The following is a 24,914-nucleotide window of genomic DNA, read 5'->3' as shown; positions in this document are numbered from 1 at the left end:
CCCCAAGGAGGCCGTGGGGCCGGCCCGCTCGCCCGCTGTGACGCCAGGGGCACTGGTGCGCCGGGCGCCGCACCGGCAGACTTCCCCCCAAGGGGCGGTGGAGGGCAACTGCCCGTCTCACCGAGGAGGTGCCGGCATGGCGGAGCCTGAGTTCAACGCGACCGGCGTACGGATCGAGCGGTGGCTGCGGTCGCTGACCCGCGCCGGGCAGGTCGTCATCAGAGACGGCCGGCTGGCGCTGCTGACGAGCTACGGCACGGAGATCGACAGCGCCCCGTTGCAGGCCGTACAGGCCCATAAACCCCTGTTCGCGGCACGGGACCGGGCGCTCGCCCGGCTCAACGGCCACCGTTACTCGCTCACCCTGGGCGCCCCGGAGCTCTTCTTCAAGGCCCTGGAAGCGGCACGTCCGCCACGCTCCTGACGGCCCCCTCCGGACGGGAAGGTGCGGTTGCGGCAACGCACCGGCTGCATGACCCTGGACTCGTATCACTGAGGGTTCACCAGCGGTGACGCTGTGGTGGCAGTCGGCATCGCTGGATCCGATCTTCGCCCCTGCCCGGTGAGAGGGGCGCCCGGCCTCATCAGGGAGTCGCGGTCGTGATCAGGCAGCCCAGCAGGCACTGCACGGTGAAGCTCCAAGCCGTCCCGGCTCGCATCGGACATGTGCGCAGAATCGTCTCCGCCCAGCTGCGGTACTGGCGTCTCGACGCCTTGATAGACCCGGCGGCGCTCGGGGTGACCGAACTCCTCGCCAACGTCCACCGGCACGCCCGCCCCAGCAAAGAGTGCGTCGTGGAACTGTGCGTCCTGCTGGACCAGTTGACGGTCTCGGTGCACGACGAGGATCCCCGGCTGCCGCGGATCCGGGTCGCGGACAGCTGGGACACCTGCGGCCGCGGCCTTCCGCTGATCGCGGCGCTCAGCGAGAGCTGGGGGATGCGCCCGGACGGCAGCGGCAAGGTCGTGTGGTTCACCCTTCCCGCCCTGACCACCGCCCCCGAAGAGGCCTGCACGGCCCGCGGCCACCCGGCCCCCCTGCCGCTGGAGAACACCGGCACACCGTCCGGGCCGTGCCCCGGAATACGGGGTACGAAGGTGGGCTGACGGATGGCGCGGGACCCGCGGGCGACAAGCCCCAAGGCCCGAGCGCCCTCAACAAGCCCTGGACCTCCTGGGCGATGCCGCCGTCGGGCGGTCCGTCGGCGGCCGTCAGGCCGCACCCCCTTTGGAGCCCGCCCCGAAGTGCTCCTCCAGTACGGAGAGCCGGCGCCAGTACTCCTCCTCGTCGATCTCGCCCGCGGCGAAGCGCCGGCCGAGCACGGCGAGCGGCGAGGGCGCGTCGGCAAGGGCGGAGTACCGCGGGCCGCGGAACCGCCCGCCCGGCCCGCCGTGACGTCGCCCGGTACGGCGCAGCAGCGTCACCACGCCGGTGATGACCAGCGCCCAGAGGACGGGGACGAAAAGGATCCAGGGGCCGGGGCCGCCGCCGGTCCAGGGTTCGGCGAGTTCGGGCATCATCACGATCAGCTCCTCGGTGAGGTGAGGCGGGACCGGAGGATTCCGGCCCCGGAGAGAACCGGGAATTCCGGTCCACTCCGAGCCTCGCCCTCGGGCGGCTTCGCGTCGTCGTACGGCCGGCGGCGGTGTCCGTACGCCGCAGGACGTACACGGGAGACACCCGCACGCTCCGAGCCACCCCGAGCCGCCCCGAGCCGCTCCACCCCACGCCGACCTGCTCCGACCCGCTCCGGGGGCCGAAATGCATCTCCCGCCGCCCCTCCCCCGCTCGGTCACCTCTTGAGTTCTGTAACTACTAGTATGTACAGTGCCGTCATGAGCACTCGGGAAGCGCTGGACACCCAGGCAGCACCACCCGGCACCCCCAGCCCCCAAGGCACCCCCACCACCCAGGAGCGCCTCCTGCGGAGCACCCAGGAACTCCTGTGGGAGCGCGGGTACGTGGGCACCAGCCCCAAGGCGATCCTGGAGCGGGCGGGCGTCGGCCAGGGCAGCATGTACCACCACTTCGCCGGCAAGTCCGCGCTGGCGCTGGCCGCGATCCGGCGTACCGCCGAGGGCATGAAGGCGGTCGCCGAGGAGAGTCTGAGCGCTCCCGGTACGGCGTACGAGCGGGTCGAGGGCTATCTGCTGCGCGAGCGGCAGGTGCTGCGCGGCTGCCCGGTGGGCCGGATGACCCAGGACCGCGATGTGGTGTGCAGCCCCGAGCTGCGGCAGCCGCTGGACGAGATGTTCGGCTGGCTCCGGGGCCGGATCGCCGAGGTCCTCGCCGAGGGGCAGCGCCGTGGCGAACTGGCAGCCGGGCTGGACCCGTCGGCGGTTGCCGCCACCGTCGCGGCCGTCGTCCAGGGCGGTTACGTCCTGGCCCGCGCGGCCGATGACAGCGCGCCCTTCGACGCGGCCGTACAGGGCGCACTGTCGCTGCTCGCCGCGCAGGTCACGCCCGCCGCGGACAGCACCGCCTGAGTGCCCCTCCCCCACACCGTACGGAGCCCGTCATGCACGCCATGCAGTACGCGATCACGCTGCCCGCCGACTACGACATGCAGATCATCCGGCACCGGGTGAAGTCCAGGGGCCACCTCCTGGACGACTTCACCGGCCTCGGTCTCAAGGCTTACGGCATCCGGGAGCGGGGGGTCGACGGCTCGCCCGTCAACCAGTACGCGCCGTTCTACCTCTGGGCCGACCCGGACGCCATGAACCGTTTCCTCCTCGGTGACGGATTCCGTGGTGTGGTCCGCGACTTCGGGCGGCCGCCCGTCCAGCACTGGCAGGGGCTGTTCCACCGGCCGGGGCCGGCCGCGGGCGCCGTCCCGTGTGCCTTCACCCGGCGGACGGAGACGCTCGCCGAGGACGCCGACCTCGCCGCTGCCGTCGCCGGCGCGATGGCCGGGCACGAGGAGCTGGCCGCGACGGACGGGGTGCACACCACCGCGCTGGGCCTGGACCCGCGGCACTGGGAGCTGGTGCACTTCACCCTCTGGGCCGACGCCTCCCCGCGGTCCGCCGGGGACCGTTACGAGGTGCTGCACCTGTCCGCCCCGGAGGCCGGCCGGCTCACGTCGGGACGGCAGTGGTGAACGGGACGACAGTGGCCCACGGGCCCCTCGCGGGCCCGCCACCGCCCGTTCCGGCCCCCGCCGTCCGTACGGTCCTCGGCGACATTCCTCCGGCCGACCTCGGCGTCTGCGACGCACACGACCATCTCTTCCTGCGCAGTCCGCAGTTGCCGGGCCAGGAACTGGACGACCCCGGGGCCGCGGCCGCCGAACTGCGTGCCTTCCGCGCGGCCGGCGGGGCGGCGGTGATCCAGTGGACGCCGTACGGCATGGGCCGCGGCGCCGCCGAACTACCGCGGCTGGCGCGGGAGTCGGGGGTGCGGATCGTGGCGGCCACGGGGCTGCACCAGGCGGCGCACTACCCGCCCGAGGTGCTGGAGCGCGTTCGCTCGGGTCTGGCCGGACGGTTCGTCACCGAACTGACCGAGGGCATCGGCGGCACCGGCCCACGGGCCGGGATGATCAAGGTGGCCGGCGGCTTCCACGGCCTGGACGCGCACTCCCGGCACACCATGGCCGCGGCCGCGGAGGCCCAGCGGGCGACGGGTGCGGTCATCGGCGTCCATCTGGAGCTGGGGACCGGGGCGCTGGACGTACTCGACCTGCTCTGCGGCGAGTTGGCGGTCCCGCCGGACCGGGTGATCCTCGGCCACCTCAACCGCTCGCCGGACCTCGTCGTCCACCGGGCGGCCGCCGCGGCCGGCGCGTATCTGGCCTTCGACGGCCCCTCGCGGGCCCATCATGCGACCGACTGGCGGCTGCCCGACGCGCTGGCCGCACTCGCCGAGGCGGGCTTCGGCGACCGGATCCTGCTGGGCGGCGACACCACGACGGCCGGCGCCCGGTCGGTGAACGGCGGCCCCGGCATGCCGCACCTGCTGCGCCGCCACCGCGAACGCCTCGAAACCGCCCTGGGCGCGGAGCTGGTGACCCAGTTCCTGACCGCCAACCCGGCCCGCGCCTTCGCCGCCGCCTGGACGCGGCCCCAGCAGCCGGGCCGGGGAACGGGTCCGACGGGTCCGACGGGTCCGACGGGTCCGACGGGTCCGACGGCTACAGCGTGACCGAGATCCCCACGTGCGGCCGCTTTCCGCCGCGCACCAGCGCACCGACGCTGTCCATCAGCCGGAACCGGAGCCCGTATTTGCCCGCCATCGCCCTGCGCACCCGGCCGAGCGCGTCCTTCCCCTCCAGGAGCCGGCCGGTCCCTTCGACGGTCGGCACACCCTCGGCGATCCGGCCGCGCACATCGCACGGGGTGACGGTCACCCGCGCGTCGTTGCGCAGCCGCTTCACCTTCCAGCTGTCGTCCCGCGTCCACACCAGCAGCTCGTCCCCCTCCGCCACCGCCCACACGGGAGTGGCCACCGCGGTCCCGCTCCTGCGGTACGTGACCAGGCTGACGTAGGGACTGCGCGCGACCACTTCGGGAATCATGGGCTCAGCCTAGGACTACCGGTCACCGGTCACCGCTCACCGCTCAAGAACCACCAACGGATCGTCCAGCACCGGCTGCCAGGCCAGCTCCGCCGCGCCGACGAGGCTGTTGTGGTCGAGACTGCAGGGGAGGATCGGTACGCCGCCGCTGCGGCCCCACAGGCTGCGGTCGGCGACGACCGCGCGCAGTCGTTCCGGGTCGGCCGCCAGGAGGGCGCGGTGCAGGCCGCCGAGGACGATGCGGTCGGGGTTGAGGATGTTGACGAGGCCGGCGATGCCGAGGCCGAGACGGTCGATGAGGAGGTCGGCGGCGGCCCGGACGCCGGGGTCGGCGTACTCGTCGCGCAGCAGGTCGGCGGCCTGCTGGAGCAGGGAGACCTCGGGGCCGGGTTCGCGGCCGGCGGCGCCGAGGAAGGCGAGCGGGTCCGCCTCGACGTCCAGGCAGCCGCGGCTGCCGCAGTGGCAGGGCGCCCCCTCGGGGTTGACCGTCAGGTGGCCGACCTCCAGCGCCAGGCCCGAACTGCCGCTGTGCAGGCGGCCGTCGAGCACCAGCGCCCCGCCGACGCCCCGGTGGCCGGACGCCACACAGAGCAGGTCGCGGGCGCCCCGGCCGGCGCCGTGCCGGTGTTCGGCGAGGGCCATGAGGTTGACGTCGTTGCCGGTGAAGCCGATCGCCTCGGTGACTCCCGGGATGCCGGCGTCGGCCAGCGAGCGCAGGAACAGTGCGCGTACGGGGGCGCCGGAGGGCCAGGCGAGGTGGAGGGGGTTGAGGGCCTCGCCGTCCGGTTCGGCGACCGCGGAGGGCACCGCGAGTCCGGCGCCGAGGCAGCGCCGCCCGGTCTGGCGCAGCAGCTCCGAGCCGGCCGCGACCACGTCGGCGAGGACGTGCGCCGGGTCGGCGGGGATGGTGCCGCAGCCGGTCGAGGTCGCCACGATGCGGCCGCCGAGGCCGACCAGCGCCACCCGGAACCCGTCGGCGTGGATCTGCGCGGCGAGCACCACCGGTCCGCGCTCGGCGACGAACAGCCGGTGGGAGGGGCGCCCTTGGGAGCCGGCGGAGGCCGTCGGCCGGGAGTCGACGGTGATCAAACCGAGCGCTTCGAGCTCGGCGGCCACCGCCCCCGCGGTGGCGCGGGTCACGCCGAGTTCGGAGGTCAGGACGGCGCGGGTGGGCGCGCGTCCGGTGTGTACGAGCTCCAGTGCGGGTCCGAGGGCGCCACGGCCCCGCTCCAGCCTGGTTGTCCGAGTCTGGGTCACCCCCCTATTCTGGCTTTGTGCCGACACTAAACAAAATACGGAGGGTCCGCACGCCGCGCCGGGGCCCCGATTCCGCCGGTCCGCGCCTGCTCCGCCTCCGTATCGCCCTCACCGCGTTCTTCGCCATGGACGGCTTCCTCTTCGCCGGCTGGGTCGTCCGCATCCCCGCGATCAAGGCCCAGACCGGCGCCGGCGCGGGCGCGCTGGGGCTCGCGCTGCTCGGCGTGTCGGCGGGTGCGGTCGCCTTCATGATGCTCACCGGCAGGCTGTGCCGGCGGTTCGGCAGCCACACCGTGACGACCGCCTCCGGTGCCGCCCTCGCGCTGAGCATCGTGCTGCCGCCGCTCACCCACTCGGCGACCGCGCTGGGACTGGTCCTGCTGGTCTTCGGCGCCGCGTACGGCTCGCTCAACGTCGCGATGAACAGCGCCGCGGTCGACCTGATCGGCGCGCTGCGGCGCCCCGTGATGCCGGGCTTCCACGCCGCCTTCAGCCTCGGCGGCATGCTCGGCGCGGGCCTGGGCGGGCTGCTCGCGGGGAGCCTGTCGCCCACCGTCCATCTGCTGCTGCTCGCCGCGATCGGGCTGCTGGTGACGGCCGTTGCCGGCTACGGGCTGCGCGCACACCCCGCTCCGGAGGTCCCCGAGCGGCTGCCCGCCGCCGGGGAGAGCCGCCCGCACGGCGGCCGGGCGGGCCGCGGCCGCGGTCTGGTCCTGGTCTTCGGGCTGATCGCGCTGTGCACCGCGTACGGCGAGGGCGCCATGGCCGACTGGGGCGCGCTGCACCTCTCCCAGGACCTGGCCGCCGGGCCCGGCACGGCCGCCGCCGGGTATGCGGTGTTCGCGCTGGCGATGACCGTCGGACGGCTGACCGGGACCGCGTTCGTACAGCGCTTCGGCGCGGCGCGGACCCTGATCGCGGGCGGGGCCACGGCGTTCGCCGGCCTGCTGCTCGGCGCGCTCGCCCCCTCGGCCGGGGCGGCCTGTGCCGGCTTCGTCGTCGCGGGCCTGGGGCTCGCCAACATCTTCCCGATCGCCATCGCCCGGGCCGGTGAGAGCGGCGGCCCGGACGGGGTCGCCGTGGCCTCCACGGTCGGCTACGGCGGCATGCTGCTCGGCCCGCCCGCCATCGGCTTCCTCGCCGAGGCGGCCGGCCTGCCGGTGGCCCTGACGACGCCGGCGCTGCTGGCCGCGGTCGCCGCGGTCATCGGATACGCCACCCGCGGCGCGCACCACGCCGGGCGGCGGTGAGGCGGCCGGCGGGCGGCCTCGCGCGTACGCCGCTCCGCCCGTCCCCGGTGCCGGGCGGGCGCCCCGACCCGCGCGGATCCGTTGTCGGTACCGGCTGGCACACTCATGACCATGGAGATCACTGAGTTCGTCGAAACGCTGCGACTGGACGGCAGCCTGCTTGCCGACGCCGCCGAGGAAGCGGGACCGGATGCCCGCATTCCGGCCTGTCCGGAGTGGCGGGTGCGGGATCTGGTCACCCACATCGGGCGGATCCACCGCTGGGCGACGGATTTCGTGAAGCAGGGCGCACAGCAGCCCGGCCCGCCGCCCGAGGCCCCGGAGCTGCCCGACGACGACCTCGTGTCCTGGCTGCGCGAGGGCCATCACCACCTCGTCCTGGCGCTGCACTCCGCCCCGCAGGGCCTGTCGGCCTGGACGTTCCTGCCCGCCCCGTCCCCGCTCGCGTTCTGGGCCCGCCGGCAGGCGCACGAGACCTCGGTGCACCGCGTCGACGCGCAGCAGGCGGCCGGTGCCTCCCTGACCCCGCTCCCCTCCGCCTTCGCGGCCGACGGGATCGACGAACTCCTGACGGGCTTTCACGCCCGCGACCGCAGCCGGCTGCGGACCGACGTCCCCCGCACGCTGCGGCTGCGCGCGACCGACGCCCCCGGCGCCGACTGGACCGTGCACCTCACCGAGGCGCCGCCGCACACGGTGCGCACCGCCCCGGAGGCCGGCGCCGACGGACCGGACGCCGCCGGGCCCGCGGACTGCACGATCGAGGGCCGGGCCGAGGAGCTCTACCTCGCGCTGTGGAACCGGCTGCCCTGGGACGCGATGACGATCACCGGTGAGGAGTCGCTGGCCCAGCTGTGGCGGGAGCGTTCCGGCATCTGACGGACCGAAGGGGGCACGGCCTGGAAGACTGGCGGGATGTCACCCAGCCGTACCCGGGCCGAACGGGACGCCCTCACCGTCGAGATCATGTTCGCCCTGGTCAGCGGCGCTTTTCTGGGCGTTGTGGGGTTCCTGGCGCTGGGCGGCGTGGCGCTGTGGGGCGGGCTCCCGGGCCCGTGGCGCGGTCCGTGGCTCACGGTGAGCGAGGCCCTCGGCGGACTGCTGTGCGGTGTGCGGGTGGTGCGGGTGCTCCGGCGCCTGCCCGGCCGGCCGGGGACCGGTCCGTCCCCCGCGGACGTCGTCTGGTCTCAGCCCAGCCAGCCGGGCCGCACCAAACCCGACTCGTAGGCCAGGACGACGAGTTGGGCGCGGTCGCGGGCGCCCAGTTTGACCATGGTGCGGCTGACATGGGTCTTGGCGGTGAGCGGGCTGACGACCAGCCGGCGGGCGATCTCCTCGTTGGACAGGCCGATGCCGACCAGCGCCATCACCTCGCGCTCCCGCTCGGTCAGCGCGGACAGCGCGTCCGCCGCGGCGGGTTCCTTGGAGCGGGCCGCGAACTCGGCGATCAGGCGGCGGGTGACGCCCGGCGAGAGCAGCGCGTCACCGGCCACGACCGCGCGCACGGCCCGCACCAGCTCCTCCGGTTCGGTGTCCTTGACCAGGAACCCGGAGGCGCCGGAGCGGAGCGCCTCGAAGACGTACTCGTCCAGCTCGAAGGTGGTCAGCATGACCACCTTCACCTCCGGCAGCCGCGGGTCCCCGGTGATCCGTCGGGTGGCGACCAGGCCGTCCAGCACCGGCATCCGGATGTCCATCAGGACGAGGTCCGGGCGGTGCGCACGGACCGCCGCCAGCGCCTGCTGCCCGTCCCCGGCCTCGGCGACCACCTCGATATCGGGCTGGGCGTCCAGCAGCGCCTTGAACCCGGCCCGGACCAGCAGCTGGTCGTCGGCGAGCAGTACCCGGATCACGACTCCTCCTCGGTATCGGCCGGGAGCACCGTATCCGCGTCCGGCCCAGCCCGGCCCGGGTCGGGCGTCCCGGGCAGCGGGATCCGGGCCCGTACCCGGAAACCGCCGTCCGGGCGCGGGCCCGCCTCCACCGTGCCACCCAGCGCGGCGGCCCGCTCCCGCATGCCGACCAGGCCGTTGCCGCCGCCGGCCGGGCCGACCGCGGCCGCGGTCGCCGGCCCGTCGTCGTCGACCCTGATCTCCAGCGCGCCGGGCGCATGGATGAGCAGCACCCGGGCGGTGCGCGAGCCGGAGTGCCGGACGACGTTGGTGAGCGCTTCCTGGACGATGCGGAAGGCGGCGAGATCGGTGCCGGGCGCCAGGGTCGCGGGGGCGCCCTCGGTGGTGACCTCCACGGCGAGTCCGGCGCTTCGGGCCTGCTCGGTGAGTTCGGGCAGCCGGTCCAGGCCGGGGGCCGGGGAGCGCGGGGCGTCCCCCGGGGCGCGCAGGGTGTCGAGGACCTGGCGGACCTCGCCGAGCGCCTCCTTGCTCGCGTCCTTGATGGTGGTCAGCGCGGACCGCGCCTGCTCCGGGTCGCTGTCGAGCAGTGCCAGGCCCATGCCCGCCTGGACGTTGATGACGGAGATGCTGTGGGCGAGGACGTCGTGCAGCTCGCGGGCGATCCGCAGCCGCTCCTCGTCCGCCCTGCGGCGCTCCGCGGCGGCCCGTTCGGCCCGCGCCCGCGCGAGCTGCTCGCGGCGCACCCGGGCCAGCTCGGACAGGGCCACCACGGCCACCACCCAGGCCAGGACGAAGAACTCCTGCTCCCAGGGGGCGGGCCCGTCGTGCGGGGGCGGCAGCCACCGGTAGAGCCAGTAGGCCACCAGGACGTGACAGACCCACACCCCGCCCAGCGCGCACCAGGCGACCCCGCGGTACCCGGCGACGATCGCCGCGAAGGCGCCGAACGCGAGGGTGACGAAGACCGGGCCGTACGGATAGCCGGCCGCGAGGTAGACCGCGGTGGTGACGGCGGTGCCGACGGCGACGGTGCGCGGGCAGCGGTGCCGGAACAGCAGCAGGGCCGCGCCCACGACCAGCAGCGCGCGGGCGAAGCCGTCCAGCGGGACGCGGCCCGGCTGGTCGTGCCCGGCGAAACCGGAGCCGACCAGCACGAAGACCGTCACGGCGAGCGTCGAGAGCCACGGCAGCCCGGACCGGCTCCCGGCGTCCCCGGCCGGGGACGGCAGCCACCGCTCCCGGGCCGTGCCGGGGCGGCGCCGCGCCCCCGGCGGCCATGCGTGGTGCTCCATGCCGTCACGCTAGACCGCGGCGGGGCCCGGCGGCGTCAGCCCGGCGCGGTGCTCCGCCGTACTCCCCGGGGCGTACGGGGCAGGCCGCGCGCGCCACGGTCCGGGGGACGGCCGCCCCGCCTCACCCCCGGTTCATCGCCTCCAGCGCCCGGCGGGCCATCGAGTGGGTACGGACGATCTCGGCCAGGGTGGTCGTCCCGCGGGTGATCTTCGCAAAGGCCTGCCAGGCCGGGCGGAAACCGGTGATCGCGGCGTGCAGCACACCGGGGCGGCGCGAGAAGACCTTGAGCATCTGCCGCCCCACCCCCATCTCCACGCCGAGGCCCGCCTTGATGGCGAAGGCGTAGTTGAGTGCCTGGCGGCGGGCGTCCACCGCGTCATGGGCCTCGGAGACGCGCACCGCCCACTCCCCCGCGAGCCGCCCCGAGCGCAGCGCGAAGGAGATGCCCTCCCGCGTCCACGGCTCCAGCAGCCCGGCCGCGTCGCCGCACACCAGCACCCGGCCGCGGGACAGTGGAGAGTCGTCCGCGCGGCAGCGCGTCAGATGCCCGGACGAGATGCTCGGCTCGAAACCGGCGAGGCCCAGCCGCCCGATGAAGTCCTCCAGATAGCGCTTGGTCGCGGCGCCCTCGCCCCGTGCGGAGATGACGCCGACGGTGAGGGTGTCGCCCTTGGGGAAGACCCAGCCGTAGCTGCCGGGGATCGGGCCCCAGTCGATGAGCACCCGGCCCGCCCAGTCCTCGGCGACCGACGCCGGAACCGGGATCTCCGCCTCCAGCCCGAGGTCGACCTGGTCGACCTTGACCCCGACATGGGCTCCTATCCGGCCCGCGCTGCCGTCCGCGCCGACCACGGCGCGCGCCAGCACCACCTCGCCGTCGCCCAGCACCACCGCGACGGTCCGCCGGTCGGGCACCTCGGCGCCGTGCTGCTCCACCCGCGAGACCGTGACGCCCGTACGGACCGTCGCGCCCGCGTCCTGGGCCGACTCGACCAGCCGCGCGTCGAAGTCGGGGCGGTTGATCAGCCCGAACAGCATGCTCCTGGAACGGCGGGTGCGGGTCAGCCGGCCGTTCAGCGAGAACGTCACCGCGTGCACCCGGTCCCGCAGCGGCAGCTCGAAGCCCGGCGGCAGCGCGTCCCGCGACGGCCCGATGATGCCGCCGCCACAGGTCTTGTAGCGCGGGAGCTCCGCCTTCTCCAGGAGCAACACCCGGCGCCCCGTACAGGCCGCGGCATGCGCGGCCGAGGCGCCCGCAGGCCCCGCACCCACCACCACGACGTCCCACACCTGCTGGTTGTCCTCGGCTGCGTGCTCGCTGCTCACCTGTGCTTCTGCTCCCGTCCGATGCCTGGCTGCGCGTACCGCCCGCATCCTACGGGCCGCTGTTGCGCAAGGGGCCTGTGGGAAGATCGGGGGCACTGATGCCCGTACGTCCGGCCCGTCCGGCTCACGAGGCCGGACGGCCCGTACGCACAACGTCGCGCCCACAAGGAGCGTTCCATGTCTGACAGCCCGCTCGCACGTACCGTCGCCGCGTTGCAGCCCCGCGCCAGGGCCGAGCTGGCCGAACTGGTGGCCTTCAAGTCGGTCGCGGACCCCGACCAGTTCCCCCGGAGCGAGTGCGAGGCCGCCGCGGGCTGGATCGTCGAGGCACTGCGGGCGGACGGCTTCCAGGACGTGGCGCTGCTGGACACCCCCGACGGCACCCAGTCCGTGTACGGCTTCCTGCCCGGCCCGGCCGGCGCCCCCACGGTGCTGCTGTACGCCCACTACGACGTGCAGCCGCCGCTGGACGAGTCCGCCTGGCTCTCCCCGCCCTTCGAACTCACCGAGCGCGACGGCCGCTGGTACGGGCGCGGCGCGGCCGACTGCAAGGGCGGCCTGATCATGCATCTGACGGCGCTGCGCGCGCTCAAGGAGCACGGCGGGGTCCCGGTCAACGTCAAGGTGATCGTGGAGGGTTCGGAGGAGCAGGGCACCGGCGGCCTGGAGCGCTACGCCGAGGCCCACCCCGAGCTGCTGGCCGCGGACGCCATCGTCATCGGCGACACCGGAAACTTCCGGGTCGGGCTGCCGACCGTGACCGCGACGCTGCGCGGGATGACGCTCGTCCGGGTCCAGGTCGACACCCTGGAGGGCAACCTGCACTCCGGCCAGTTCGGCGGCGCGGCCCCCGACGCGCTGGCGGCGCTGATCCGCATCCTGGACTCGCTGCGCGCCGAGGACGGCTCGACCACCGTCAACGGACTGGCCGCGGACGCCTCCTGGGAGGGCCTGCAGTACGCCGAGGAGGACTTCCGCAAGGACGCCAAGGTCCTCGACGGCGTCGGCCTGGTCGGCAGCGGCTCGGTCGCGGACCGGATCTGGGCGCGTCCGGCCGCCACGGTACTCGGCATCGACTGCCCGCCGGTCGTCGGCGCCACCCCCTCCGTACAGGCCGGCGCCCGCGCCCTGGTGAGCCTGCGGGTGCCCCCGGGCACGGACGCCGCCGAGGCCACGAAGCTGCTGACCGCCCACCTGGAGAGCGCCGCCCCCTGGGGCGCGCGGGTCACCGTCGAGCAGATCGGCCAGGGCCAGCCGTTCCGCGCCGACACCGGCAGCCCCGCGTACACCTCCATGGCCGAGGCCCTGCGCGAGGCCTACGACGGCGAGGAGATGCAGACCTCCGGCATGGGCGGCTCCATCCCCCTCTGCAACACGTTGGCTTCGCTCTATCCCGACGCCGAGATCCTGCTCATCGGTTTGAGCGAGCCGGAGGCGCAGATCCACGCCGTCAACGAGAGCGTGTCCCCGCGGGAGCTGGAGCGACTGTCTCTCGCGGAGGCGTTGTTCCTCCGTCGGTTCGCGAAGTAGTTCCGTCGCGTTTTCGGCTCTCCCTCCGCAGGGGTTTCTCGCCGTTGCGCCTGGCGGCGGGCCGGTTCGCTGCGCTTTGCCTCGCCCCGTTTTCGGCTGTCCCGCCGTGGGGGTTTCTCTTTGTTCGCCTGCGGCGGGCCGGGTCCGCTGCGCGGGGCTGTGGGTGCGGTGACGGACCTCCGGGGCCTGGTGTGTGGACTGCTTCGCTTTACGTCCACACACCAGGCCCCTCCGGCCCGTCCCCTCCCGTGAGTGAGTGAAGTGATCGTGAGGGGGGGCGGGCGTCGATCACAGCCGATTCCCCGCGCCGCAGCCATTCCCGATGCCCACGGCCGTTTCCCTACGTCGTCCACAACGCGCACCGGACCACCCAGATCCACCCCCACCGGCCTTCTTTCCCTCCCCTCAACGGGAGGGGACGGGCCGGAGCGGGTGGGGTGCCGGACGTAAAGCGAAGCAGTCCGGCACCCCACCCGCGCAGGCCCGTCACCGCACCCCAACAGCCCCGCGCAGCGGCACCGCCCGCCGCAGGCGCCACGGAGGGCGCACCCGCGCAGCGGGGCGAAACACGGCGACCAACCCCCACGGCGGAAAAGCCAAAAACGTGGGAAAAAAGCCAAGCGCAGCGGAACGTTCGGCTACCCCACGGGAACCCCCGCCTCAAGGTGGAGCGGACAACCCCGCTCCCGCGCCCGCAGGGCCCAGTGGAGGCGGTTCCACCGTACGGGGGGCAGCATCTTCTCCGCCTCGGACTCCGTGGCGAAGCGCCACTCGCGGAGTTCGGCGCCGGGGAGGAGGAGTTTGCTGATGCGGTCGTCGGTCAGGGTGCCGCCGTCGTAGAGGAGGCGCAGGCCGCCGTAGCCGGGTGGGTTGGGGGCTTCCCAGTCGAGGACCAGCAGGCGGGGCGCGCGGGGCAGTTCGATGCCGAGTTCCTCGGCGACTTCGCGTACGCCGGCGTGGGCGGGGGCCTCGCCGCGTTCGACGATGCCGCCGGGGAACTCCCAGCCGGCCTTGTAGGTCGGGTCGACGAGCAGTACCCGGTCCTGGTCGTCGAAGAGCAGGACGCCGGCCGCGAGCGTCTCGGCGGTCGGTTCGGGGGTCTGCACGATGTCGCAGGCGCCGGCGCCGGTGCGGACGGCCTCGGCGACACGTTCGGCGGTCTGGCGGGGCGTGAGCCGGGTGGTGTCGACGACGTGGGCGTCGCCCTGGAGCCAGGGCAGGGCGTCGGCGTACGGGCCCAGGTGTTCCAGGCTCCACCGGCGCAGGGACGCGGTGGCCTCGGCATCCGCCGAAGGGTCCTGGCGTTCCGCTATCCGGGCCCGCAGGATCGTTTCCTCCGCGTGCAGCAGGACATGCCGTACGGGGATCCGGCGGGCGGCGAGGGCGCCGAAGATCTCGTCGCGGTACTCCTGGCGCAGCAGCGTCATCGGGGTCACCAGCGGTCCCGGCACCTCGGTGAGCAGGGCCGCGGCGGTGTCCACGACCATCCGCCGCCAGGACGGCAGGTCCTGGAAATTGCCGACCTCCTCGAACCGCTTGGCCGGCAGCATCAACCGCAGTCCGCTGCCGAGGAGTTCGGGGTCGTAGAGCGTGCTTCCGGGAAGCAGGTCGAGCAATTCATGAGCCGTAGTGGTCTTGCCCGCACCGAACGTGCCGTTCAGCCAGACGATCACGGTTTCCCCTCTTCCCTAGACCCAGGTGAGTTGCCCGCCACACCCTGCCACGGAAACGCTCGGGGTCACGGGCCGCGCGCACGACCGGGAACGCCTGCGCATTCGACCATCGGCGCGGCCGGGGAGGCTTCCCGTCCCCGGGGACACGCCGGTCGCGAAATGCCTCGCGCGGTGGGTGCCGGTCACTGTCCCCACCGCCGCGACGCCCCCGGCAAACAAGCGCTCCCCCGCCCCTCCTGTACCGAAACCCTCATACGCATACCGAGTTCCCGGGCCGCGACGGCCCGGGAGACTCCGCATATGACGGCGGCCCATGGTGCGGCCGCCCTCTTGTTCCGCGCGGCGCGATCGGCTATCCCTTGCTCGCGCCGAGGGTCAGTCCGGCGAGGAAATGCCGCTGGAGGAGCAGGAAGACCACCATCGTGGGCAGCGCGACGAGCACGGAGCCCGCGGCGAGCAGGTTGTAGTCGGTGAAGAACTGCCCGCGCAGATTGTTGAGGACCGAGGTGACGGGGAGTTTGTCGCCGTCGGAGAGGAAGACCAGGCCCCACAGGAAGTCGTTGTACATCCAGGTGAATTGCAGGGTGCCCAGGGCGGCGAGCGCGGGCCGGCACAGCGGAAGGGTGACCCGCCGGTACTGCGTCCAGACGCCGGCGCCGTCGACGATCGCGGCCTCCAGGATTTCCCGCGGCAGGGTCCGCATGAAATTGGCCAGGACGAAGACGCAGAAACCGAGTTGGAAGGCGATCTGCACGGCGATGACGGCCCAGTAGGAGTCGTACATCGTGCGGGAGTCGGACATCCAGTACGGCAGCGGAACCATGTTGAACAGGACGTAGAGCGGGGTGACGATCACCTGCTGGGGCAGCAGGTTTCCCGCGGTGAACACCATCAGCAGGGCGAGGCCGCCGCGTATCCGCAGCCGGGAGACCGCGAAGGCCACGAACGAGGCCAGGAAAAGAGTGATCAGGACTCCGGGGACGGCGATGAGCAGCGAGTTGAGAAAGTACCGGCCCATTCCGGATTCGGTGAGGGCCTGCCGGTAGTAGGCGAAAGAGAGGTGGCGCGGGAGGGAGAAATAGCCGTGGGCCGCGGTTTCCTCGTAGGGGCGCAGCGAGGCGTAGACCGCCAGCAGCAGCGGGGCGAGGAAGGCGAGCGAGACCGCGGAGAGGAAGAGGTGGACGCCGAGCCGGCCGCGGCGGCGGGGCGGCGCGGTGGTGGCGGGTGCGGTCATCGCCTTTCCTCCCCGCGGAGTTCCTGGACGAGATAGGTCACGATGCATCCGAGTGAGACCAGCAGCAGGACGACGGCGATGGCCGAGCCGAAGCCGATCCGGCCGGCCTCCCCGATGATGTTGTCGGTGACCAGTACGGACAGCAGTTCCAGGCCGTTGCGGCCCTTGTTGACGGCGTAGACGATGTCGAAGGCGCGCAGCGATTCGATGACGGTGATGACGCCGACGACGACGTTCACCGGGCGCAGGGTGGGCAGCACGACCCGGAAGAAGGTCTGCCGTTCCGTGGCGCCGTCGAGGGCGGCGGCCTCTTTCAGGCCGGGATCGACGGATTTCAGTCCGGCGAGATAGAGGATCATGACATAGCCGGTGTGCCGCCAGCAGGCGGCCAGCAGCACCATCCAGATGTTGAGTCCGGGATCTCCCAGCCAGTCGGTGGGATGTCCGCCGCCGAGGACGGCGTTCAGCGCGCCCTGGTCCCGGGAGAGGATCAGCTGGGCGATGAAGCCGACGACGGCGAGCGAGAGCACCACCGGCAGGTAGAGCGTCGACTGGTAGAAGCGGCTGAAGCGGACACCGCGGTCGATGAGGACGGCGAGCAGCAGGCCGAAGGGGGCGGCGAGGAGCCCGAGGAAGAGCAGCCACAGCAGGTTGTGGCGGACCGCCGGCCAGAACTGGGGGTAGCTGGTGAACAGGGCGTCGTAGTTCTTCAGGCCCGCCCACCGGATGTCGCCGATGCCGTCCCAGGTGGTGAAGGACAGCCCGACGGAGGCCAGGGTCGGGCCCCAGATCAGGGCGAGGTCGAGCAGGATGGGCAGGCCCAGCAGCACGCCGAGGACGAGGAGGTCACGGCGGGTGTGGCGCCGTGGTCCCGGTCTTCCGGCGCGCCGTGCGAGGGGGTTCGGCACGGCGGTTCGCTCCCGTCTTCCCGAGCGGCCTTCCGGCGACGTCATTCGGCGGAGAAGATCTGCTTCTTCTGGCGTTCGATGTCGTTGACCAGGCCGTCGATGTCGTCCGGGCTGCTGAGGAACTGCTGGATCGCCTGGATCATCACGGTCGAGGCGAAATCGGGGCGGGTGTCGCGGTCCATGAACTGCGATATCTGCCGGGCCTCCGAGACGAGTTGGACGGCCTTTTTCTGCAGCGGGGTGTAGGCGGCGGTGTCCGCGCCGCTGTGGACCGCGACGTTGTTGGGGTCGGACGCGAGATAGATGTCCTCCGCCCTGGGCGTGGCGAGGAACCGCAGCAGGTCCTTGGCCCCCGCCTTGTCCTTGGCCTTCTTCGACATCAGAAATCCGTCGATCGGGGCCTCGACCGCGTCCTGACCGTAGGCCGGATCGATTTCCGGGAAGGGGAAGAAATCCAGGTCCGCCCGGTCGGCGGCGCTGAACTGCTGGCCGGGGTGCGGCAGTCCGAGCACGGTCATCCCGGCTTTCTTCTGTGCGAGGGCCTGTGCGGCCTCCTGCCAGGTACGGCCGTTGGCGCCCTTTTGGTGATAGGGCAGCAGCCCGCGCCACAGGTCGAAGACCTGCTTGACCTGCGGGCTGTTCCAGGCCCGCTGGCCGCGCATCAGCGCGATATGGAAGTCGTAGCCGTTGGCGCGCATATTGAGGTAGTCGAAGGTGCCCATCGCCGGCCAGCCGTCCTTGTCGCCGAAGGCGAACGGCACCAGCCCGTCCTTCTGCATCTGCCGGGCGAGCGCCCGGTACTGGTCGAAGGTCCGGGGAATCTCGTACCCCTTCTCCCGGAACACGCTCTTCCGGTGGAACACGGCCCACGGATAGTAGTAGTACGGCACCAGGTACTGCTTGCCGTCCAGCCCCGTCGACTGTTTCTTCAGCGCTTCCGAGAACCCGCCGAAGTCCCGCCACAGATCGCTGATGTCACAGAGCAGGCCCTTCTGCGCGAAGTACTGCATGCGGTTTCCGGCGAACCACATGAAGACATCGTCCGGGGCGCCCTGGAGATAGCGGTTGATGTTCTCCTGGAAGTTCTCGTGGTTGACGGTGTCGACCCGCACCGTCTTCTTGGACTTCTTCTCATACGCCGCGAAGGCCGCGGCGAACGCCTTCTTCGGGACCGCGTCCGAGGCGTTCGACCCCATGGTGATGCCGTCCGGGCCGCTGTAGCAGGCGGCGAGCAGCGACGGGAGGGCCACGGCCCCCGCGCCCAGCGCCGCGCTCCGCAGCAGCGCCCGGCGGGACATCCGACGTCCCGCCGCTTCCCCGTACGGATCCGGACCGCTGAGCGTTGACTGGACCATGTCCCCCTCCTCAGGGGTGGAACCAAACAGAAACGAACGCGAGTGGTGGGATCTCACTCCGAACGCCCGCGCCAGTCAAGGAGTTTGGCAGGCGCAGCAGGAACCGATACCGCTCCTCTTCCAACAGACTCCAACAAGCCCTACCGTAAACACTCGCACGCGACCGGTACACGACCCCACGACACCTCTCGCGAAGACGGAGGACGCGAACCATGCGCGTTCATATCCGCACCACCCACCGGCGAAGCCACCGAAGAATCGTCGGAGCGCTGTCCGCCGCGCTGCTGTGTACGGCAGGGGTGACCGCCCTGCCCGCCGCGGCCCGTACCCCCGACTCCCCGGGCGCCGCCCCCGACCGCACCGCGCGCACCGCGCCCGCTCCCCGGCTTCCCGGCGGGCTGGCCGCGACGCCCCCGATGGGCTTCAACAACTGGAACTCCACCAACTGCCGGGCCGAGTTCAACGAGGAGATGGTCAAGGGCATCGCCGATATCTTCGTCGCCAAGGGCCTCAAGGACGCCGGCTATCAGTACGTCAATCTCGACGACTGCTGGGCACTGCCCACCCGCGACGGGAACGGCAAGCTCGTACCGGATCCGCGGCGCTTCCCCCACGGCATCAAGGCGGTGGCCGATTACGTCCACTCCAAGGGTCTGAAATTCGGCATCTACACGAGCGCCGGAATCAAAACCTGCAATACGGCCGGATTCCCCGGCGGTCTGGGCCATGAGAAGTCCGACGCGCAGCAGTTCGCCGACTGGGGCGTGGACTACCTCAAGTACGACAACTGCAATAACCTCGGTGTGGACGCCAAGCAGCGGTACCGCACGATGCGGGACGCGCTCCGGGCCACCGGACGGCCCATCGTCTACAGCATCTGCGAATGGGGCGAGAACAAGCCCTGGGAGTGGGCGTCGGACGTAGGGCACCTGTGGCGCACCACCGGCGACATCAGTGACTCGTGGTCGAGCATGCTCGACATCGCCAAGCAGAACCTGCCGCTGGCCCCGCACGCCGGCCCCGGCCACTGGAACGACCCGGACATGCTGGAGGTCGGCAACGGCGGCATGACCGACACCGAGTACCGCAGCCACTTCTCCCTGTGGTCGATGATGGCCGCCCCGCTGCTGATCGGCTCCGACCTGCGCAAGGCCGGCCCGGAGACGTTCGAGATCCTGGCCAACAAGGACCTCATCGCCGTCGACCAGGACCGCCTGGGCAAGCAGGCCACGGTGCTGAAGTCCGCATCCGGCCGCTGGACGCTGGTGCGGCAACTGGCCGACGGCGACCGGGCGGTGGCGCTGTTCAACGAGACCGGGCGGCCGCAGCGGATCACCACCACCGCCGCGGAACTGGGCCTCCCGCGGGCCGACGGCTACCGGCTGCGCGACCTGTGGCGGCACCAGGACACCCACACCACGGGCACCGTCTCGGCGACCGTCCCGGCACACGGCACCACCGTCTACCGGGTCTCCGCCGACAAGCGCTGGGCCGGCTACCCACCGGCCGTGGAGACCGGCACCGACGGTACGCCGCTGGCCGAGGCCGGCACCCCCGCCGCCCTCCGCTCCACCGTCCGCAACCTCGGCGGCACCCCCGCGCGCAACCTCACCGTCACGCTGAAGGCCCCGCAGGGCTGGCGGGTCCGTGCCACCTCCCCCGCGACGGCCCGCGCCCTGCCCGGCGGCCGGACGCTCGGCACCGGCTGGCAGATCACCGCACCGGCCGGCACCACGCCGGGCGCCTACGATCTGCCGCTCACCGCCGACTACCGCTCGCCCCGCGGCGCACGGATCACCGACACGCTGCCCGGCACCGCCCATGTCGTGGTGCCGCCACCGTCCGGAACCACCGACGCCGCCGCCCTCCCCTGGCTCACCGCCGGCAACGGCTGGGGCCCGGTCGAGAAGAACACCAGCGTCGGCGAGCGCGACGCCGGGGACGGCAGGCCGCTCAGCATCGGCGGCACCGGCTACGCCAAGGGCCTCGGGGCGCACGCCCCCAGCGAGGTGGAGTTCTACACCGGCGGGCGGTGCTCCGCCTTCACGGCGCAGGTCGGCATCGACGACGAGGCCGGTGACCGGGGTTCGGTGGGCTTCCAGGTGTGGGCCGACGGCAAGAAGGTCGCCACGAGCCCCACGATGACCGGCGCCGACGCCGCGAAGGCCGTCAGCGCCCCGCTCGCCGGAGCCCGGTCCGTCCGGCTCGTCGTGACCGACGGCGGGGACGGCATCGACTACGACCACGCCGACTGGGCGGACGCGAAGTTCACCTGCTGATTCCCAACTGCGGCTAGCAGTAAGTGAGTTGACGACTTCGGGCGGGCGCGGACCACTCGGCCCGTCCGGAGTACCCGGCGCACGACAGGTTTCCCGCGATACGGCAACTTCCGGCCTCTTTTGTACGCGTCCATGCCCATACACCGGCGCGAGGTCTACTCTGCTGCCTGCTCTGCCGGGCCGGGTGGCGGAGTACGGCCGCCGACCGCGGCGCGTACGACCCCATGAATCCTCACGTGAAAAGTGGAGTTGCCCCATGTCGAAACGACGCGCTCTGCTCGCGCTCGTCACCGCCGCGCTGACGATGCCGGTCATCGCTCTGTCCGGCGCGCCGGCGCAGGCCGCGGGGTTCAACACGATGAGCATCTGGAATTCGAGCCACTGCCTCGACAACGCCACCGAGAACGCCGCGAAGCTCCAGATGTGGAACTGCACCGGTGGGCCGGAACAGAAGTGGCTCGCGGAGTTCCTCCCGGGCAGCATGTACCGCTTCGTCAATCAGAACACGGGACGGTGCATCACCGGGCCGACCGCCGCACACCCGGGTCTCTGGATGGACGAGTGCAGCCTCCTCCCCGACACCCAGAAGTGGCGCGTCTTCTACGAGGAGCCCCGGGGCCTGTTCAAGGTGTGGCAGAACGTGTCCAACGGACAGTGCATGACGACCAGCAGCGTGGCCAACGGCACCCAGCCGCGGACAACGGCCTGCGACTCCTCCGCCGCCTACGAGAGGTGGCACTAGCGGGAGCGGCCCGGGGAGCGACGGCGCGGGGTGGAGGCGGCCCGTGAGGTGAGAAGGGCCGCGCGGGTACGGTATGCGCCCCACTCCGTCGCTCGGCAGCGGCTGCCTGTTCGCCGGCCGGTCCGAGCCCCCGGAAGCGTCAGGGCGCGGGGACGCAGGCGTCGGGGCGGGGCCGTTGCCCGGCGGCTGCGGCGGCGCCCACCACCCCGGCGTCCGTTCCCATCTGGGCCGGGACGACCGTCAGGTCCCGCACGAACGACAGCGTCGCGTAGTCCCGCAGGGCGGCCCGCAAGGGGGCGAAGAGGACCTCGCCCGCGCCCGCCACTCCCCCGCCGATCACCGCTATGTCGATCTCCACGAGCGTGGCGGTCGCGGCGATGCCGGCGGCCAGCGCGCGGGCGGCCCGTTCGAAGGAGCGGACGGCGACCGGGTCGCCGGCGTGCGCGGCGGCGGCGACGGCGGCCGCGCTGGTGTCGCCGTCCGGGCCGGGCCGCCAGCCGTTGGCCAGTGCCCGGCGGGCGATGTTGGGGCCGCTGGCGATCCGCTCGACACAGCCGCGGGACCCGCACGGGCAGGCATCGCCGTCGACCTCGACGCTGATGTGCCCGATGTGCCCGGCGTTGCCCGTGGGGCCCGTGTGGAGCCGGCCGTTGAGGACGAGGCCGCCGCCGACGCCCGTGGAGACCACCATGCACAGCGCGTTGGCGTGGCCGCGCGCGGCGCCCTGCCAGTGTTCGGCCGCGGTCATCGCGACGCCGTCGCCGACCAGCACGACCGGGCGCTCCCCGACGAGCGCCCGTACTCCGGCGACGAGCGGGAAGTCGCGCCAGCCGGGGATGTTGACGGGGCTGACGGTGCCGGAGGAGGCGTCGACCGGGCCCGCGCTGCCGATGCCGACGGCCGTCACCCGCGCCCAGCCGGGCCCCGCCGCCAGCTCGGCGACCACCTCGGCCACCGCACGCATCACCGTCGCCCCGTCCTTGTCGGCGGGGGTGGGGCGGGCGGCCCGTTCGACCAGTCTGCCGCGGGCGTCCACCAGAGCACCGGCGATCTTGGTGCCGCCAATGTCCAACGCTGCGCTGAGATCGGTCTGCATCGGTGTGGAATCTCCTGGTGGGCCCGGGGGCCGAGCGTACCGGCCCGGCGTGAGAACGCCAGTCTTCCCCTGATTGACAACGTTGTCTAGAGGCTATGCTCGACGCCACAGCCGACGCCGACAGAATCAGGACCGCACACCGTGACCGACACCGCGCGGGGCACCTCCCGCCGCTATGGCACCCGGCCCACGATGAAGGATGTCGCGGCGCGCGCCGGGGTCGGCCTCAAGACGGTCTCCCGTGTGGTCAACGGCGAACCGGGCGTCACGCCGGACACCGAGCGACGGGTACAGGAATCCATCACCGCCCTGGGGTTCCGCCGGAACGACTCGGCCCGGATCCTGCGCAAGGGGCGCACGGCCAGCATCGGCCTGGTCCTGGAGGACCTCGCGGACCCGTTCTACGGCCCGCTCAACCGCGCCGTCGAGGAGGTCGCCCGCGGCCACGGCGCGCTGCTGATCAACGGCTCCAGCGCCGAGGACCCGTCCCGCGAGCAGGAGTTGGTGCTGGCGCTGTGCGCACGGCGGGTGGACGGGCTGGTCATCATCCCGGCCGCCGACGACCACCGCTACCTGGAGCCGGAGATCTCGGCCGGGATAGCGACCGTGTTCGTGGACCGCCCGCCCGGCGGGATCGACGCGGACGTCGTGGTCTCCGACAACTTCGGCGGGGCCCGGGACGCGGTGGCCCACCTCATCGCGCACGGCCACCGCCGGATCGGCTTCATCGGCGACCAGCCGCGGATCCACACCGCCCGCGAACGGCTGCGCGGCTACCGCGCGGCCATGGCCGAAGCGGGCCTGCCCGTCGACGAGTCCTGGCTGTCGCTGGGCTCCACCGCACCCGACCGGGTACGCGCCGCCGCCACCGGCATGCTGGACGCCCCGGAGCCGGTCACCGCCCTCTTCGCGGGCAACAACCGGGTCACCGTCACCGCCGTGCGCGTCCTGGGCGAACGCCCGCGCCCCGTCGCGCTGGTGGGCTTCGACGACTTCGAACTCGCCGATCTCGTCCGTCCCGCGATCACGGTCGTCGCCCAGGACCCGGCAGGCATGGGCCGGACGGCCGCCGGGCTGCTCTTCCGCCGCCTGGAGGGTGTCGAGGACCCGCCGCAGCGCCGCGAGATCCCCACCCGCCTGATCGCCCGCGGCTCGGGCGAGATCCCGCCTGCGGAGAGCTGAACTTCCGGGCGCCTACGGGCCGGACGCCCCGCGCCGCGCCATGACAGTGCGAGTCCGGGGCAGTTCCCGGGCGGGCCGGCGGGCCGGCCCCGGGCGATGGCGAGTTGAGCGGTCCGGGGCGACTCCGGGGCGCCCCACGTCGCCCCGGGCCACCGCTCACCGCTCACCGCTCACCGCGACGCCGATCACCGCCCCGGCCCACCCGCTTCCAGATCAGCACCATCCCCAGCCCGAGCACGATCAGCGCGACGAGCACGATGACGCCCTTGAGGGCGGCGTCGGCCACCACGTGAGCGACGAGGTCGCCGCCTTCGTCGCCCCCGGTGAGCGCGAGGGGCGCGAGGCCGTCACCGGCCACCCCGCCGGCGCCGCTCATCGCCCCTCACCCCGCCCCGGCTCCCGCTCCCCTTCGCGCCGCCGCTGCCCGTACCCGCCGTCGTCCAGGCGCCGGGCCGCCGCCCGCACCACCGCGCCGGCCACCGACCCGCCGCCGCGGGACATCCCGCCCCGGCCCCGCGCGGCGCCCCGGTCGTCCAGGTAGCGGCCGACGGCGTGTGCGGCGGGCGCCGCGTACCGCCGCGCGGCGCCGAGTTTCCCGCGGCGTTTCAGGGCCAGCGCCACGGCGAAGACCAGCAGGGCCAGCACCACCAGGCCGCCCACGATCAGGCCGAATCGGATGAGAAGAAGGTTCAGAACCCGCTCCACGGCCATCCCTCCATTCTTTGTATCACAGGCGTGATAGAAAACAATTTATCACAGCCGTGATACAAAGGGTCCATGCCCAAGCAGGTGGACCGAGAAGCCCGGCGCCGCGACGTCGTGGACGCCCTCTTCCGCGTCGTCGTACGCGACGGCATCCAACGCGCCTCGCTGCGCACCGTCGCCGACGAGGCGCGGCTCAACATCGGTTCGGTGCGGCACTACTTCGCCGGCCAGGAGGAGCTGATGTGCTTCGCGATGCGGTCGATGCTCGACCGGGTCGGCGCCCGGCTCCAGCGCCGCGTCGACGCGTTGGGGGATCTGAGCGGGCTGCCCCCGGAGCGGATCCGCGACTGCGCGGTGGAGCTGCTGTCCGAACTGCTGCCGCTGGACGACAGCCGGCGCGCCGAGGTCACCGTCCTCGTCGACTTCTCCACCGCCGCCCGGACCCATCCCGCCCTCGACGACCTCGCCCGGGAGGCCGCCACCGGCACCCGGTCCCTCGTCCGCCGCATCCTCGCCCGCCTCGACACGGCGGGCGGCCTGCGGCCGGGACTCGCCCTCGACACCGAGACCGAGCGGCTGACGTCCCTCCTGGACGGCCTGGCCTTCACCGCCGTCCTGCGGCCCGACGTGCTGGACGCGGCGACCTGCGCCACGGTCCTGCGCGCCCACGTCGACGACCTCGGGCCGGCCGCGGCCTGAACGCACGAGGCC

General features: G+C 72.9%; 26 protein-coding genes. 13 read left to right on the top strand and 13 right to left on the bottom strand.

Annotation, left to right across the window (positions count from 1 at the left end; all coding sequences use genetic code 11):
• The first annotated feature begins 136 nt into the window (after positions 1-136).
• Together K7396_RS30440 and K7396_RS30435 are read left to right on the top strand one after the other, a co-directional pair.
• The gene (locus K7396_RS30440; RefSeq protein WP_086721333.1) at positions 137-424 is read left to right on the top strand and encodes a hypothetical protein; all 288 of its coding nucleotides are present in this window, start codon (positions 137-139) and stop codon (positions 422-424) included.
• Between the two features lie 176 nt (positions 425-600).
• Positions 601-1,107: an ATP-binding protein gene (locus K7396_RS30435; protein WP_086721332.1), complete on the top strand. Its 507-nt coding sequence runs from the start codon at positions 601-603 to the stop codon at positions 1,105-1,107.
• A 105-nt stretch (positions 1,108-1,212) separates the two neighbouring features.
• On the opposite strand, the gene K7396_RS30430 is transcribed toward K7396_RS30435, so the two are convergent.
• Positions 1,213-1,518, bottom strand: coding sequence for an SHOCT domain-containing protein (locus K7396_RS30430; RefSeq protein WP_086721341.1), 306 nt, complete (start codon positions 1,516-1,518; stop codon positions 1,213-1,215).
• 318 nt (positions 1,519-1,836) lie between these two features.
• Between K7396_RS30430 and K7396_RS30425 the strand changes: the two genes are divergently transcribed.
• The 3 genes from K7396_RS30425 to K7396_RS30415 are packed head-to-tail and all read left to right on the top strand — an operon-like array spanning position 1,837 to position 4,147.
• The gene (locus K7396_RS30425; RefSeq protein WP_223660244.1) at positions 1,837-2,487 is read left to right on the top strand and encodes a TetR/AcrR family transcriptional regulator; all 651 of its coding nucleotides are present in this window, start codon (positions 1,837-1,839) and stop codon (positions 2,485-2,487) included.
• 32 nt (positions 2,488-2,519) lie between these two features.
• Positions 2,520-3,104, top strand: a complete 585-nt coding sequence (locus K7396_RS30420; RefSeq protein WP_152105071.1) for a DUF4865 family protein — start codon at positions 2,520-2,522, stop codon at positions 3,102-3,104.
• Between the two features lie 11 nt (positions 3,105-3,115).
• Positions 3,116-4,147 (top strand): phosphotriesterase family protein, encoded by a 1,032-nt coding sequence (locus K7396_RS30415; protein WP_223660433.1) that lies wholly within the window; start codon positions 3,116-3,118, stop codon positions 4,145-4,147.
• Here K7396_RS30415 and K7396_RS30410 read toward each other — a convergent pair.
• On the bottom strand, positions 4,137-4,520 hold the full coding sequence (locus K7396_RS30410; protein ID WP_086719227.1) for a PPOX class F420-dependent oxidoreductase: 384 nt from the start codon (positions 4,518-4,520) through the stop codon (positions 4,137-4,139). The genes K7396_RS30415 and K7396_RS30410 overlap by 11 nt on opposite strands.
• 36 nt (positions 4,521-4,556) lie before the next feature.
• A complete protein-coding gene (locus K7396_RS30405; protein ID WP_086719226.1) occupies positions 4,557-5,777 on the bottom strand; it encodes an ROK family protein in 1,221 nt (406 codons plus the stop codon).
• Between the two features lie 17 nt (positions 5,778-5,794).
• Between K7396_RS30405 and K7396_RS30400 the strand changes: the two genes are divergently transcribed.
• The 3 genes from K7396_RS30400 (at position 5,795) to K7396_RS30390 (ending at position 8,254) form a co-directional block, all read left to right on the top strand.
• Positions 5,795-7,027, top strand: coding sequence for an MFS transporter (locus K7396_RS30400; RefSeq protein WP_174887005.1), 1,233 nt, complete (start codon positions 5,795-5,797; stop codon positions 7,025-7,027).
• A 111-nt stretch (positions 7,028-7,138) separates the two neighbouring features.
• Positions 7,139-7,906, top strand: a complete 768-nt coding sequence (locus tag K7396_RS30395) for a maleylpyruvate isomerase family mycothiol-dependent enzyme (RefSeq protein ID WP_086719228.1) — start codon at positions 7,139-7,141, stop codon at positions 7,904-7,906.
• A gap of 36 nt (positions 7,907-7,942) precedes the next feature.
• Positions 7,943-8,254, top strand: a complete 312-nt coding sequence (locus tag K7396_RS30390; RefSeq protein ID WP_086719224.1) for a DUF6332 family protein — start codon at positions 7,943-7,945, stop codon at positions 8,252-8,254.
• On the opposite strand, the gene K7396_RS30385 is transcribed toward K7396_RS30390, so the two are convergent.
• From K7396_RS30385 to K7396_RS30375, 3 genes are all read right to left on the bottom strand, one after another.
• Positions 8,215-8,880, bottom strand: coding sequence for a response regulator transcription factor (locus K7396_RS30385; protein ID WP_086719223.1), 666 nt, complete (start codon positions 8,878-8,880; stop codon positions 8,215-8,217). The two genes, K7396_RS30390 and K7396_RS30385, sit on opposite strands and share 40 nt — an antisense overlap.
• Positions 8,877-10,172, bottom strand: coding sequence for a sensor histidine kinase (locus tag K7396_RS30380; RefSeq protein WP_086719222.1), 1,296 nt, complete (start codon positions 10,170-10,172; stop codon positions 8,877-8,879). The genes K7396_RS30385 and K7396_RS30380 overlap by 4 nt, the downstream gene beginning before the upstream one ends.
• A gap of 121 nt (positions 10,173-10,293) precedes the next feature.
• On the bottom strand, positions 10,294-11,499 hold the full coding sequence (locus tag K7396_RS30375) for a geranylgeranyl reductase family protein (RefSeq protein WP_086719221.1): 1,206 nt from the start codon (positions 11,497-11,499) through the stop codon (positions 10,294-10,296).
• Positions 11,500-11,676: 177 nt separating this feature from the next.
• Here K7396_RS30375 and K7396_RS30370 point away from each other — a divergent pair, with 177 nt between their 5' ends.
• Positions 11,677-13,029, top strand: a complete 1,353-nt coding sequence (locus tag K7396_RS30370) for a dipeptidase (RefSeq protein ID WP_086719220.1) — start codon at positions 11,677-11,679, stop codon at positions 13,027-13,029.
• A gap of 638 nt (positions 13,030-13,667) precedes the next feature.
• On the opposite strand, the gene K7396_RS30365 is transcribed toward K7396_RS30370, so the two are convergent.
• The 4 genes from K7396_RS30365 to K7396_RS30350 form a co-directional block, all read right to left on the bottom strand.
• Positions 13,668-14,702, bottom strand: a complete 1,035-nt coding sequence (locus tag K7396_RS30365) for an NUDIX hydrolase (RefSeq protein WP_086720356.1) — start codon at positions 14,700-14,702, stop codon at positions 13,668-13,670.
• A gap of 352 nt (positions 14,703-15,054) precedes the next feature.
• Positions 15,055-15,936, bottom strand: a complete 882-nt coding sequence (locus K7396_RS30360; protein ID WP_086720357.1) for a carbohydrate ABC transporter permease — start codon at positions 15,934-15,936, stop codon at positions 15,055-15,057.
• Entirely contained in the window at positions 15,933-16,844 is a 912-nt protein-coding gene (locus tag K7396_RS30355; protein ID WP_086720358.1) for a carbohydrate ABC transporter permease, read from the bottom strand. Before K7396_RS30355 ends, K7396_RS30360 begins: the two co-directional genes overlap by 4 nt.
• A 41-nt stretch (positions 16,845-16,885) precedes the next feature.
• Complete coding sequence (locus K7396_RS30350) at positions 16,886-18,142, bottom strand: ABC transporter substrate-binding protein (protein ID WP_086720359.1); 1,257 nt, start codon at positions 18,140-18,142, stop codon at positions 16,886-16,888.
• A gap of 269 nt (positions 18,143-18,411) precedes the next feature.
• On the opposite strand from K7396_RS30350, the gene K7396_RS30345 reads away from it, so the two are divergent.
• Together K7396_RS30345 and K7396_RS30340 are read left to right on the top strand one after the other, a co-directional pair.
• Positions 18,412-20,478: an NPCBM/NEW2 domain-containing protein gene (locus K7396_RS30345; RefSeq protein WP_174887031.1), complete on the top strand. Its 2,067-nt coding sequence runs from the start codon at positions 18,412-18,414 to the stop codon at positions 20,476-20,478.
• Positions 20,479-20,734: 256 nt separating this feature from the next.
• Positions 20,735-21,220 (top strand): RICIN domain-containing protein, encoded by a 486-nt coding sequence (locus tag K7396_RS30340; RefSeq protein WP_086720360.1) that lies wholly within the window; start codon positions 20,735-20,737, stop codon positions 21,218-21,220.
• Positions 21,221-21,359: 139 nt separating this feature from the next.
• On the opposite strand, the gene K7396_RS30335 is transcribed toward K7396_RS30340, so the two are convergent.
• The gene (locus K7396_RS30335) at positions 21,360-22,316 is read right to left on the bottom strand and encodes an ROK family protein (RefSeq protein ID WP_086720361.1); all 957 of its coding nucleotides are present in this window, start codon (positions 22,314-22,316) and stop codon (positions 21,360-21,362) included.
• 141 nt (positions 22,317-22,457) lie between these two features.
• On the opposite strand from K7396_RS30335, the gene K7396_RS30330 reads away from it, so the two are divergent.
• Complete coding sequence (locus K7396_RS30330) at positions 22,458-23,498, top strand: LacI family DNA-binding transcriptional regulator (protein ID WP_086720362.1); 1,041 nt, start codon at positions 22,458-22,460, stop codon at positions 23,496-23,498.
• A gap of 163 nt (positions 23,499-23,661) precedes the next feature.
• Here K7396_RS30330 and K7396_RS30325 read toward each other — a convergent pair whose 3' ends face one another.
• The gene (locus tag K7396_RS30325; RefSeq protein WP_152105207.1) at positions 23,662-23,874 is read right to left on the bottom strand and encodes a hypothetical protein; all 213 of its coding nucleotides are present in this window, start codon (positions 23,872-23,874) and stop codon (positions 23,662-23,664) included.
• Positions 23,871-24,209, bottom strand: coding sequence for a hypothetical protein (locus K7396_RS30320; protein ID WP_152105208.1), 339 nt, complete (start codon positions 24,207-24,209; stop codon positions 23,871-23,873). The genes K7396_RS30325 and K7396_RS30320 overlap by 4 nt, the downstream gene beginning before the upstream one ends.
• A gap of 66 nt (positions 24,210-24,275) precedes the next feature.
• Here K7396_RS30320 and K7396_RS30315 point away from each other — a divergent pair, with 66 nt between their 5' ends.
• Positions 24,276-24,902 carry a TetR/AcrR family transcriptional regulator gene (locus K7396_RS30315; RefSeq protein ID WP_086716695.1) on the top strand — a complete coding sequence of 209 codons (627 nt, stop codon included), beginning with the start codon at positions 24,276-24,278 and terminating at the stop codon, positions 24,900-24,902.
• Positions 24,903-24,914 lie beyond the last annotated feature (12 nt).

Source organism: Streptomyces angustmyceticus (genome assembly GCF_019933235.1).
GTDB classification, from domain to species: domain Bacteria; phylum Actinomycetota; class Actinomycetes; order Streptomycetales; family Streptomycetaceae; genus Streptomyces; species Streptomyces angustmyceticus.
Note: the sequence above shows the minus strand (reverse complement) of the source record. Positions and strands in the feature narration are given on the sequence as shown.

Bases quoted from the DNA above. Each gene is read 5' to 3' on its own strand.
- K7396_RS30430 (WP_086721341.1), bottom strand. From the start codon at position 1,518: ATGCCCGAACTCGCCGAACCCTGGACCGGCGGCGGCCCCGGCCCCTGG.
- K7396_RS30350 (WP_086720359.1), bottom strand. From the start codon at position 18,142: ATGTCCCGCCGGGCGCTGCTGCGGAGCGCGGCGCTGGGCGCGGGGGCC.
- K7396_RS30425 (WP_223660244.1), top strand. From the start codon at position 1,837: ATGAGCACTCGGGAAGCGCTGGACACCCAGGCAGCACCACCCGGCACC.
- K7396_RS30370 (WP_086719220.1), top strand. From the start codon at position 11,677: ATGTCTGACAGCCCGCTCGCACGTACCGTCGCCGCGTTGCAGCCCCGC.
- K7396_RS30390 (WP_086719224.1), top strand. From the start codon at position 7,943: ATGTCACCCAGCCGTACCCGGGCCGAACGGGACGCCCTCACCGTCGAG.
- K7396_RS30340 (WP_086720360.1), top strand. From the start codon at position 20,735: ATGTCGAAACGACGCGCTCTGCTCGCGCTCGTCACCGCCGCGCTGACG.
- K7396_RS30315 (WP_086716695.1), top strand. From the start codon at position 24,276: ATGCCCAAGCAGGTGGACCGAGAAGCCCGGCGCCGCGACGTCGTGGAC.
- K7396_RS30320 (WP_152105208.1), bottom strand. From the start codon at position 24,209: ATGGCCGTGGAGCGGGTTCTGAACCTTCTTCTCATCCGATTCGGCCTG.
- K7396_RS30420 (WP_152105071.1), top strand. From the start codon at position 2,520: ATGCACGCCATGCAGTACGCGATCACGCTGCCCGCCGACTACGACATG.
- K7396_RS30440 (WP_086721333.1), top strand. From the start codon at position 137: ATGGCGGAGCCTGAGTTCAACGCGACCGGCGTACGGATCGAGCGGTGG.
- K7396_RS30345 (WP_174887031.1), top strand. From the start codon at position 18,412: ATGCGCGTTCATATCCGCACCACCCACCGGCGAAGCCACCGAAGAATC.
- K7396_RS30335 (WP_086720361.1), bottom strand. From the start codon at position 22,316: ATGCAGACCGATCTCAGCGCAGCGTTGGACATTGGCGGCACCAAGATC.
- K7396_RS30380 (WP_086719222.1), bottom strand. From the start codon at position 10,172: ATGGAGCACCACGCATGGCCGCCGGGGGCGCGGCGCCGCCCCGGCACG.
- K7396_RS30410 (WP_086719227.1), bottom strand. From the start codon at position 4,520: ATGATTCCCGAAGTGGTCGCGCGCAGTCCCTACGTCAGCCTGGTCACG.
- K7396_RS30325 (WP_152105207.1), bottom strand. From the start codon at position 23,874: ATGAGCGGCGCCGGCGGGGTGGCCGGTGACGGCCTCGCGCCCCTCGCG.
- K7396_RS30395 (WP_086719228.1), top strand. From the start codon at position 7,139: ATGGAGATCACTGAGTTCGTCGAAACGCTGCGACTGGACGGCAGCCTG.
- K7396_RS30360 (WP_086720357.1), bottom strand. From the start codon at position 15,936: ATGACCGCACCCGCCACCACCGCGCCGCCCCGCCGCCGCGGCCGGCTC.